Source organism: Microbacterium sp. 18062 (genome assembly GCF_902706225.1).
GTDB lineage: Bacteria > Actinomycetota > Actinomycetes > Actinomycetales > Microbacteriaceae > Microbacterium.
Genome location: NZ_CACSKB010000086.1, coordinates 1 through 10,100, shown reverse-complemented (window position 1 = coordinate 10,100; position 10,100 = coordinate 1). Strand labels below are relative to the sequence as shown.

9 protein-coding genes are annotated in these 10,100 nt (G+C 70.8%); 1 reads left to right on the top strand and 8 read right to left on the bottom strand.

The annotated features are described in order from the left end of the window. Positions 1-223: 223 nt before the first annotated feature. From GVL03_RS18385 to GVL03_RS18365, 5 genes are all read right to left on the bottom strand, one after another. Positions 224-1,654: an amidase gene (locus GVL03_RS18385; protein ID WP_159502466.1), complete on the bottom strand. Its 1,431-nt coding sequence runs from the start codon at positions 1,652-1,654 to the stop codon at positions 224-226. After that, positions 1,651-2,982: an amidohydrolase gene (locus GVL03_RS18380; RefSeq protein ID WP_159502465.1), complete on the bottom strand. Its 1,332-nt coding sequence runs from the start codon at positions 2,980-2,982 to the stop codon at positions 1,651-1,653. Before GVL03_RS18380 ends, GVL03_RS18385 begins: the two co-directional genes overlap by 4 nt. Next, the gene (locus GVL03_RS18375; protein ID WP_159502464.1) at positions 2,979-4,712 is read right to left on the bottom strand and encodes a gamma-glutamyltransferase family protein; all 1,734 of its coding nucleotides are present in this window, start codon (positions 4,710-4,712) and stop codon (positions 2,979-2,981) included. The genes GVL03_RS18380 and GVL03_RS18375 overlap by 4 nt, the downstream gene beginning before the upstream one ends. A 109-nt stretch (positions 4,713-4,821) precedes the next feature. Beyond that, a complete protein-coding gene (locus tag GVL03_RS18370; protein WP_159502463.1) occupies positions 4,822-5,151 on the bottom strand; it encodes a hypothetical protein in 330 nt (109 codons plus the stop codon). 35 nt (positions 5,152-5,186) lie between these two features. After that, entirely contained in the window at positions 5,187-6,371 is a 1,185-nt protein-coding gene (locus GVL03_RS18365; protein WP_159502462.1) for a Xaa-Pro peptidase family protein, read from the bottom strand. A 141-nt stretch (positions 6,372-6,512) separates the two neighbouring features. Between GVL03_RS18365 and GVL03_RS18360 the strand changes: the two genes are divergently transcribed. Next, the gene (locus tag GVL03_RS18360; RefSeq protein ID WP_159502461.1) at positions 6,513-7,571 is read left to right on the top strand and encodes an extracellular solute-binding protein; all 1,059 of its coding nucleotides are present in this window, start codon (positions 6,513-6,515) and stop codon (positions 7,569-7,571) included. Between the two features lie 60 nt (positions 7,572-7,631). Here the strand turns inward: GVL03_RS18360 and GVL03_RS18355 are convergent, their stop codons facing one another. From GVL03_RS18355 to GVL03_RS18345, 3 genes are all read right to left on the bottom strand, one after another. Next, positions 7,632-8,438 (bottom strand): ABC transporter ATP-binding protein, encoded by an 807-nt coding sequence (locus GVL03_RS18355; protein ID WP_159502460.1) that lies wholly within the window; start codon positions 8,436-8,438, stop codon positions 7,632-7,634. Then, entirely contained in the window at positions 8,435-9,304 is an 870-nt protein-coding gene (locus GVL03_RS18350; protein WP_159502459.1) for an ABC transporter permease, read from the bottom strand. The genes GVL03_RS18355 and GVL03_RS18350 overlap by 4 nt, the downstream gene beginning before the upstream one ends. Continuing rightward, the coding region (locus GVL03_RS18345; RefSeq protein WP_159502458.1) for an ABC transporter permease at positions 9,301-10,100 on the bottom strand (800 nt) is incomplete at its 5' end. The genes GVL03_RS18350 and GVL03_RS18345, both read right to left, overlap by 4 nt.

Sequence of the window (10,100 nt, the reverse complement as noted above, 5' to 3'; positions counted from 1 at the left end):
GCCCGCCGCGTCGGCGAACCAGAACCCAACCCAGAGGAGGTCCCCGAACCCGACTACCGAGCCCTCACCGCGTAACCCCACGAAGAATCACGAGACCGATCCGTACACCACCTCAAAGGACTTGACCACCAGAACCGGGGCGGGGAGACTTTCGGGTCAGCGGCCGGGGTCGCTGACGACCGACGAAGGAGGCGAGATCTCCCCCTCCGGGGAGGCTTTCGCATCAGGCCGAGAAGGTCGGCCGACGCGCGACGAGGCCGAGCACGTCCTCGATCGCGGCGCCGATCGCCAGCAGCCGCGCATCGCGACGGGAGGCGCCGACCAGCTGCATGCCGACCGGAAGACCGCCCTCGGTGAAGCCGGCGGGCGTCGCGAGGACGGGATGCCCGGTGACCGTCAGACGGCAGGCCGCCCGCTGCCAGAGGAAGTACCGCTCGAACCGCACGCCGTCGACCTCGTCGACCCACTCGACCGCGGCGGGGGGCGCCGCGACGGGCGTCGCCGGATAGACGACCGCGTCGACCTGCTCGAGCACCGACGCGGTGCGGCGGAACAGCTCCGTGCGCTGCGCGAAGGCGTCCATCAGCTCCGCGGCGGACAGCGCCATCCCCTCCTCGACGTTGCGCAGGTAGTCGGCGCGGAAGCCCGTGCGTCCCTCGGCGAAGCGCGGTCGCGCGTCGCCGGCGAACCCGAACATCTCGATCGCCTGCCATGCCTCGTCGGCTCCGTCGAGGTCGGGCTCCACATCGACCACGGTGACGCCCGCGTCTTCGAGCGATCGACGCGCCTCGGCGAGCACACGGCGCACCTCGGGATCGATCGGGAGGCCGCCCACGTCGGGGCTCCAGCCGAGCCGCAGCCGCGTCGGCGCGAGCCGGTCGAGGTCGGCGAGCGCACGCGGGTCATCGACCCACGACAGGGGCCAGCGCGGATCGTGCCCGGCGATGCCCGCGAGCATGAGCGCCGTGTCGCGGGAGTCGCGTGCCATCGGCCCCGTCACGCCGTGGGGCTCCCACCCGTTCCCCTTGCGCCCGGAGGGCACCATCCCCGGCGTCGGGCGCAGACCCACCGTGTTGCAGAACGACGACGGATAGCGGATGCTGCCACCGCTGTCGGAGCCGTCGGCGATCGGCAGCATCCCCGCGGCGACCGCGGCGCCCGCTCCCCCGCTCGATCCACCCGCGTGGCGGGTGAGGTCCCAGGGGTTCCGGCAGACGCCGCGCACGGGGTTGAAGGTGAGGGTGCCGAGGCCGATCTCGGGCGTGTTCGTCTTGCCGATGATGAGCGCGCCGGAACGGCGGAGGTTCTCGGCGAGGACGCTGTCCTTCGTGGCGGGCGGCTCCGACGCGTACGCCGCCGACCCCTGCGACGTCGGGAGCCCGGCGACGTCCATGAGGTCCTTGACGCCGGTCGGCAGGCCATGGAGCACGCCCAGCCGATCGCCGCGCGCGACGGCCGCATCCGCCCGCTCCGCCATGGCGAGGGCCTCCGACTCCGGCACGAGCGACACGAAGGCGCCGATGCGGCCGTCGAGCTCCTCGATCCGGTCGAGGTGCGCGCGCATCACCTCCACCGCGGAGACGTCGCGCGCGGCGATCGCCGCGGCGAGGTCGCGGGCCGACCAGGTGTGCAAAGCGGTGTCGGTCGTGGTCATGCTCTCTCCTGCGTGTGAACGGTGCGGCCGCCGACATCCGTGCGGAGCACGGGGATCCGCCGCAGGTCGTCGAGGAGCACGCGGCGCGGATCGTCGCCCCACAGCGCCCAGTCGGCGAGGTGGCCGGGGCGGATCATGCCGCGGTGGTGGTCGGCGAGCGCGGCGACCGCGGCACCCGTGGTGTATGCGGCGAGGGCCTCCTCCACCGTGATGGCCTCGGTCGGGCTGAGCGGCTCGCTCTCCCCCGCGACGCGCCGGGTGACCGCCTGCCACATGAGATGACGCGGGTCGAACGCGAAGAACGGCCCGTCGGAGCCGAAGGCCACGGTCGCGCCGCCGTCGAGCCAGCTGCGCACGGGATTGGCGCGCTCGGCTCTCTCTCCGAGCTTCGCGCGCAGACCCGACCCGTTGTGCCAGATGATCGACGGCTGCAGCGAGGCGATCGCGCCTGAGCGCGCCGCCGAGGCGATGCTCTCGGCACTCGTCTCGAGGTAGGCGTGGATGAACTGGAAACGGCGCTCGCGCACGGCATCGCCGGCCTTCTCGTACTCCGAAGCGACGAGGGCGATCGCCGCGGAGCCGACCGCGTGGGTGCCCACGCCCCATCCGTGCGCCGCGCACCACGCCACCAGGCGGGCGAAGTCCTCGTCGGAGATGCGCTGCCTGCCACGGAACCCGGATGCGTCCCACGGCTCGTCGAGCAGCGCCTCCCCCTTCAGCGCCTCGCCGTCGAGGTACACCTTGATGGGCCCGATGCGCAGGAGCTCGTCGCCGAAGCCGGTCGAGACGCCGGTGCCGTCGAGGTGCGCGATGACGGCATCGACGTCGGGCGTCGCCTCCGATCCGATCTCGAGGTAGGGCATGGCGACCGTGCGCATCGTGAGGCGTCCGCGGCGGTGCGCCTCCTGGTAGCCGCGCATCTCCTCGATCCGCACCGCCGGGTCGACGATCCCGGTGAAGCCGAGCGCGTGCAGCAGCGGCTGCACCCGCTCGAGCGCGCGCACGCGGTCCTCGGGCGACGGGTCGGTCGGGCCGTCGTCGTCGAAGCTGTCGCGCATCGCCTCGATGTACCGGTCGACGCCGTCGCCGTCGTCGAGGTGCACGAGGGCCTTGAGCCCCGCGCGCTCCATGTGCATGTGCGCGTCGATCAGCCCCGGCAGCACCGTGCCATCGAGCGCCTCCTCCCGCGCGCCGGGCGCGATCGCCCGCACCTCGTCGAGGGTGCCGACGGCGACGATCCGGTCGCCGGCGACCGCGAACGCGTCGGCGTCCGGCCGCTCGGGATCCATCGTCACGACGGGCGCGACGAAGATCACGGCCCCGGTCACGCGACCACCGCCTGCGCGGGCTGGCGCGGATCGGCGGCGGACTCGAGGAATCCGGTCCGGGCGTTGAGATAGATCGCCTCGACCGCCGCAGCATCGCGGGTGTAGGACGGCCAGCGTCGCACGTCGTGCCCGCGCCGCTCCAGTTCCTCGTACACCGCCTCGTCGAACCGGTCCTCCAGGAAGACATGGGCGGCGAGGTAGTCGAAGGGCGCGAAGGAGTTCGGGAAGCTCCACGTCGAGAAGCGCGGGGCGTTGACCGCCTCCTGCAGCTCCATGCCGAAGTGGAAGACGTTCAGGAACACCTGCAGCATGGCCTGCACCTGCATGTCGCCTCCGGGGCAGCCGAACGGCAGCACGCTGCCGTCGTCGCGTACCGCGATGGCGGGGTTCGGGGTGAGGCGGGGACGCTTCCCCGGGGCGACGCCGGAAGGGTGACGCGGGTCGGGGCGGGACTGGAGACCGCGCAGCGACGGCACGAAGCCCGTGCCGGGGATGACCGGCGACGTCGAGGCGCCGTCCGAGGGCGTGGCGGAGAAGGCGTTGCCCCATCGGTCCACGACGCAGACGTAGCTGGTGCCGCCCTCCCCGATATGACGCACCTCCTCGGCGCTGATGGCCTCCGGCAGGTCCTGCGACCGCCCGAACAGCGCGGGCGGCAGTCCGTCATAGGCACGCTCGGGATCGATCCCGGCGGCACGGGCGGCGACGTGCTCCTCGCCGAGGATGCGCTCCAGCTGCACGTCCACGAACTCGGGATCGCCGAAGTGGTGCTCACGGTCGGCGAAGACGGCCTTGAGCGCCTCGATCACGGTGTGCACGTACTCCGGACCGTTGTGCGCCACGCCGTCGATGCCGATCCTCTCGAGGATCAGCAGGGCCTCGCCGAGGATCGGCCCCTGACACCACGCGCCGCAGGTGTAGAGGGTGACGTCCCGCCAGCGGACGGCGACGACCGGCTCGTAGCGGGACCGGAACTCGGCGAGGTCGTCCGCGCGCAGGTAGCCGCCGTTCGCCTCGTGGTACGCGACGATCCGCTCCGCGATGGAGCCTTCGTAGAACTCGGCGCGCGCGGCCTCCAGTCCCGCCCGCCGGTCGTCGGCGGCGGCGAGCACGGCCGCCTCGGCATCGATCATCGTCTGGATCGTGCGGCCGAGATCGGTCTGCACGAATCGCTCCCCCACCCGCGGCGGACGACCGCCGGGCAGATAGATCTCCTCGTTCTGCGGCCACTTGCGATAGCCCGCCTGCCGCTTCTCGATGCCGTCGACGAGCAGCCAGTGGGCGGCGAAGCCGTCGCGGGCCAGTCGAAGCGCGGCGTCCGCGACCTGAGCGAAGCCCATGGTGCCATAGTCGCGCAGGGCCGTGATCCAGGCGTCGGGTGCGGCGGGGGTGACGGTGCGCAGGAGCCCGGGCGGGATCGTGCCGCCGTGCTCGGTGATGAAGAGGTCGGCCGGGATGCGGCGGGGCCAGACGCCGAGGCCGTCCAGGCTCACCGTCTCGCCGTCCGCCATGCGGATCATGATGGGCGCGACGCCGGCGAAGTTCACCTCGTCGGCGTGCAGGACCGCCAGCGCCATGCCGGCGGCGCAGCCGGCGTCGATCGCGTTGCCGCCGGCCTCGAGGATCGCGAACGCCGCGGAGGAGGCGAGATAGTGGCCGCTGGAGGCGGAGTGCCGCGTGCCCATGAGGGTGGTGGCGGGTGCCGGCCAGATGGACGGGGTCTCGGTCATGCGGGACCTCCCGGGATCGGGGAGAGCGGACGCGCGTCGCACCGGGCCTCTCCGTACTTTATGGATCCAAGATAGCAAATAATGTATCCCGACGTTACGGGCGGAGCGGCTACCACTCCACCCCGTAGTCTCGCAGCCGCCGCTCCAGCACCGCGTGCTCCGCCGCGTCGCGGTCGGGATGACGGCCCTCGTCGACCGGCGCGGGCGGGGATCCGGGCGCGGGCGAGCGCACCGCGACCGCGAAGCCGTCCGGCAGACGCACGATGAGATAGCGCGGGCGATCGGGGTCCGGATTGCGCCGCACGAAGTCGAGAACCTCGGCGATGTCGGGATCGTACGGCGGATACGGACATACGCGTGCGCGCGCGAGCAGCTCCGGCGTGACGAGCGGGCGTATCCGCGTGCGCAGGATCTCCTCGTCCTGGATCGACAGCGCCATCCTCTCTCCTTCCTCGCCCCGGCCGACCGTCTCGCTCACCCCGCGGGCAGCAGGCCCCGCGGAATGGCGGACAGCGGCGCGAGGCCCGTCTCGGAGACGACGACCGTGTCGATCGCCGCCGATTCGAACCGCTCCCGGCGGTCGAACATGATCGTCTCGTAGTTCGAGACGTAGCCGACCCCGAGCCGCACGGGCCGGGGTCCGTCGTCGGCGAGGTATGTGTGTCCGACCCAACTCGGCGGGAACGATATCCCCAGCGCATAGCCGCCCACCCACCAGATGTTCTCATCGGGCACGCGCGAGCGCAGCAGCGACTCCGCGGCGGCCATCGCCGGCCTCGGGGACTCGTCGACCCGTGCGGTGCGGCACAGCTCGGCCAGACTCGCCTCCCCCGCCTCCAGATACCCCGCGGCGGCGGGGTTCCACGTGCCGATCGAGAACGAGCGGCAGAGATTGACGTGGTAGCGATCGACGACGGCGCTCGCGTCCACGGAGACGACCTCGCCCCGCTGGATCTCGCGACGCGAGGGGAAGGCGTGCACATCGGCCCAGGCGGTGGGGCCCGACGAGACGAGGGCGTGCTGAGCGGCGACCTCGGAGCCGCGGTCGGCGAGCAGCGCCGTGATGCGGGCGGCGATCTGCAGCTCGGTCATCCCCGGCCGCAGCTCCTCCTGCAGAGCGAGGAACGACTCGTCGAGCAGGCGCGCGGCCTCGTGCACCTTGGCCATCTCCGCCTCCGACTTGTACAGCCGGAGGTCGTCGACGAGGTAGTCCCCGGCGACGACCTCCGTCCCGAGCGCCCGGAGACCCTCCGACACGGCCTGCACGATCCCGCCCGCCGGGTTCGGTGCGAACCATTCGAGACCGACCGTGCCCTCGTGCCAGCCGCGGCGGCGGAGGGCGCTCACGAGCTCGGCCGGAGCGGTGCCATAGTCGACGAGCTCGGCCTCGTCGTGGATCGCGGTGAGCGGGATGTAGTCGGCGTGGCGCGTCCAGTCGACCAGGATGAGCTCGCCGGCGAGGCGGTGCACGATCACGCCGATCGGGAGCCTCGGCGCGTACCAGCTCGCGACGTAGCCCGTCAGGTAGCAGAGGTTCGCCGGGGACGTCACCACCAGCACGTCGACGCCCGCCGCGCCCATCGCGACACGGAGCGCGGTGTGCCTGCCCTCGTACTCATCGACGCCGAACGGAAGCGACTCGGGCACACTCCTGGCCATCCGGTACTCCGCCTCTCAGCGATGCTCTCAGGCGATGCGGCCGCCCCAAGAGCGTGGTCGATGGCAACGGTCGCGTCACCCCATGGAAACAACTGGATCCTATCATCCAGTAAATGGATCCAAGATAGAGAGGTCACATCCATGCTCAGTCATCGCACACGACGAGGATCGATCATCGGAGCGGTGCTCGTCGCCGGGGTCGCCGTCACCGGCTGCGCCGCCACGACGCCCGCCGCGGACTCCTCCGACGAGGCGCTGTCGGGACAGATCGTCTGGGCCGATTGGGGAGGTTCCACCAACGAGGCGTTCGAGGACATCTTCTTCGCTCCCTTCACCGAGGAGACGGGCGTCGAGGTGGTCCCGACGATCATGTCGGCCAGCGTGCAGTACGAGATGCTCGAGGGCGGCGAGGGCGACTACGACACGATGATGACCGGCATGTCGGAGGTGGTGCTCTACTCCGAGAACCTCGTGCCGCTGCCGGAGGGGATCCCCCGCTCTGATCAGCTCGATGCCGCAGCGGCCGAGTTCACGATCGCGACGCCGATCATCGGATACGCGCAGGGCTACCTCGCGGACGCCTTCCCCGGCGGAGGGCCGGAGACCTGGGCGGACTTCTGGGACACCGAGACGTTCCCGGGCAAGCGCGCCGTGCCCGGGGAGTACTCGGACTTCATGTTCGAGGCCGCGCTGCTCGCCGACGGCGTCGCCCCGGAGGACCTCTACCCGCTCGACCTCGACCGGGCCGTCGCCAAGCTCGACGAGCTGAAGCCGGACATGGTCTTCTACACCGAGTACCCGCAGGTGCAGCAGCTGCTGACCTCCGAGGGGGCGTCCATCGCCTTCGCGCCGAACGGCCAGTACGCGGCGCTGAAGAACGCCGGCGTCGAGGTGACGGTGTCGTGGTACCAGGCGCTGGTGGAGGCGAACCCCTTCGTCGTGCCGACGGGCGCGTCGAACCAGGCGGCGACGTTCGCCCTCGCCGAGCTGCTCGCCGACCCCGAGCTGCAGGCGGACTTCTCCCGCCGCACCGATTACGGGCCGTCCAACTCGGCCGCGTTCGACTTCCTCACGGACGACGAGATCGCGGCGCTGCCGAACGCCCCCGAGCACACCGACATCATCTGGTCGGACGCGGAGAACCGGGCCGAGCTCTACCAGGAGATGACCGACCGCTACACGGAATGGCTGACCTCTTAGAGGGCGTGGCGGGCCTGCCCGGGGACGCGGACCGATCCGCGCCCCCGGGTCGGCCGGGGCTCAGTGGAGGATCTCGTCCAGGATCCTGCTGCGCGCCTCGGTGAACCGCGGATCGGCCTTCGTCTCGATCTGGTCGCGCTGTTCCCCGAACGGGATCTGCACGACGTCGACGACGCGGGCGGGGCTCTTCGCGAGCACCACCACCCGGTCGGCCAGGTAGACGGCCTCATCGATGTCGTGGGTGACCACCACGAGGCTGAGCCCGAGTCTCCGGCGCAGGTCGAGCACGAGGTCCTCGAGCTCGAAACGCGTCTGCGCGTCGACGGAGGCGAACGGCTCGTCCATCAACAGGATCTCCGCCTGATACGCCAACGCCCGGGCGATGGCCGCGCGCTGCTGCTGACCGCCGGAGAGCTGCCACGGGTACTTGCGGCCCACGTTCAGACCGACGGCGGCGAGCTTCTCCTCGGCGATGGCCAGACGCTCGGCCTTCTTCACGCCGCGGCCCTGAAGGGGGAACGCGACGTTCTCCCGGGTGCGCATCCACGGCAGGAGCGAGCGGCTGTAGTCCTGGAACACGACGCCGACCTCGGGGATGGGCGAGGCGATCTCGCGATCCCCGTAGGTGACCCGACCCGACGTCGGCGCCATGAGCCCCGAAAGACAGCGCAACAGCGTCGTCTTGCCGACCCCCGAGGGACCGACGATGCTCACGACCTCGCCCGGCTCGATGCGCACGCTCAGCTCCTGGAGCACGACGTGCTCGTTCGGCGGATCGCCGTACGTCTTGCTGATCGCCTCGACGGACAACGCCTGCCGCAGCCGTTCGGGCCGTCCCGGGGCGCTCCGGTCCAGTGTCTGGGTCATTGCTTGGTCCTCACTTTGAGCGTGCCGATGGAACCGGTCAGGTCCGAGAGCCGTCTGCGCAGCGTGCGGCCTCCGCGGACGCCGCCCTCCTCCGCCAGGGCGGCGGAGTCGAAGTACCACCGCAGGGTGATGCGCTCGTAGAGCCGGAACAGCTCGCTGAGCAGGTAGCCGAGCACACCGATGACGATCGCGCCGGACCAGACGTCTGCGAAGGCGAAGGCGTTGCTCGACCTCTGGATGAAGTAGCCGATGCCGGTGGTGGATGCGAAGAACTCGCTCACCACCATCACCACGACCGAGATCGCCAGCGCCACCCGCACACCGGCGATGATCTGCGCCATCGCCGCCGGCAGGATGATGCCGCGGATCCTGAGCCAGAGCGGTATCCGATAGGCCCGGGACATGTCCTCCGCCTGCGGATCGATGGAGCGCACGCCGTCGATGGTGTTGAGGAGGATGGGCCAGAAGCACGCGAAGGCGATCATGAAGATCTTCGGGGCGATGCCCACCCCCAGCGCACCGATGAGGATCGGGATCAGTGCCGTCTGCGGCACGGCGCGGAAGAACTGCAGCAGCGGGTCGACCATCTGACGCAGGGTCTCCATCCGACCGATGGTCACGCCGACGACCACACCGAGGACGCTCGCGATGAGCAGCCCCGCGACGATGTTGCCCAGGCTGACGCCGATGTAGACGATCATCTGGCCGTTGGCGAACAGCTCGATCGTCGTCGCCCAGATCTTCGACAACGGCGGGAAGTACAGCGAAGTGCTCCCCTCGGAGGCCACCCACCAGATCGCGATGAGCAGGATCGGCAGCCAGATCTGCTCCAGCACGGACAGCGCCCGTCGCACCACCGCGTTCATCGCGCCACCGCCCTTCTGCTCCAGGCCAGCAGTCCCGCCTCGGCACGCCACAGCAGCATGTTGAGGATCATCGCCACGACGCCCGCGTAGAACACGTACGCGAGCGCCAGGGCCGGTGCCTGATACTGCTGCGCGCGTGCGATCTGGCCGCCGAGGCCGGGCAGCATGGCCAGCAGCTCGATCGCCAGGGCGATCAGCAATGCGGCGGTCGCCGCGATGCGCAGGCCCGTGACGAGATACGGCGCCGCGTTGGGCAGCACCACCTTCCAGAAGCGCAGCCCGCGTCCGATGCCGTACGCCCTGACCGTGTCGGCGATCACCGGATCGAGCCGTCGCGAGCCGTCGATCGCCTGGGTGACGATCGCCCAGACGAGCCCGATCGTGATCAGGGTGATCTCCATCACCTGGTTCGTGCCGAGCACGAGCGCCATGAGCGGCATCAGCGCGATGATCGGGAAAGAGCGCCCGAAGTCGAAGATCACCTGCGTCGCACGGCGCACGGCCGGCGTGATGCCCAGCAGCAGGCCGACCGGCACCCCCACCGCGAGCGCGATGAGCAGGGCGATCAGCGCGCTCCCCAGCGTCCAGCCGAGGCTCGCCCAGAACTCCGGCGAGACGAACACCGTGACGATCTCGACCGCCACGGCCCCGACCGAGGGCAGGACGTTCTCGCTGAGCAGCCCCAGCCGGTGGACCAGCGCCCAGACGGCGATGACGAGCAGGATGACGGCGACCTGCCCGATCCGGATGCGCGTCTTCCGGCGCGAGGTCGAGGAACGGGGGCGGGGCGCGGGGC

Bases quoted from the DNA above. Each gene is read 5' to 3' on its own strand.
- GVL03_RS18365 (WP_159502462.1), bottom strand. From the start codon at position 6,371: ATGGCCAGGAGTGTGCCCGAGTCGCTTCCGTTCGGCGTCGATGAGTAC.
- GVL03_RS18355 (WP_159502460.1), bottom strand. From the start codon at position 8,438: ATGACCCAGACACTGGACCGGAGCGCCCCGGGACGGCCCGAACGGCTG.
- GVL03_RS18375 (WP_159502464.1), bottom strand. From the start codon at position 4,712: ATGACCGAGACCCCGTCCATCTGGCCGGCACCCGCCACCACCCTCATG.
- GVL03_RS18385 (WP_159502466.1), bottom strand. From the start codon at position 1,654: ATGACCACGACCGACACCGCTTTGCACACCTGGTCGGCCCGCGACCTC.
- GVL03_RS18370 (WP_159502463.1), bottom strand. From the start codon at position 5,151: ATGGCGCTGTCGATCCAGGACGAGGAGATCCTGCGCACGCGGATACGC.
- GVL03_RS18350 (WP_159502459.1), bottom strand. From the start codon at position 9,304: ATGAACGCGGTGGTGCGACGGGCGCTGTCCGTGCTGGAGCAGATCTGG.
- GVL03_RS18360 (WP_159502461.1), top strand. From the start codon at position 6,513: ATGCTCAGTCATCGCACACGACGAGGATCGATCATCGGAGCGGTGCTC.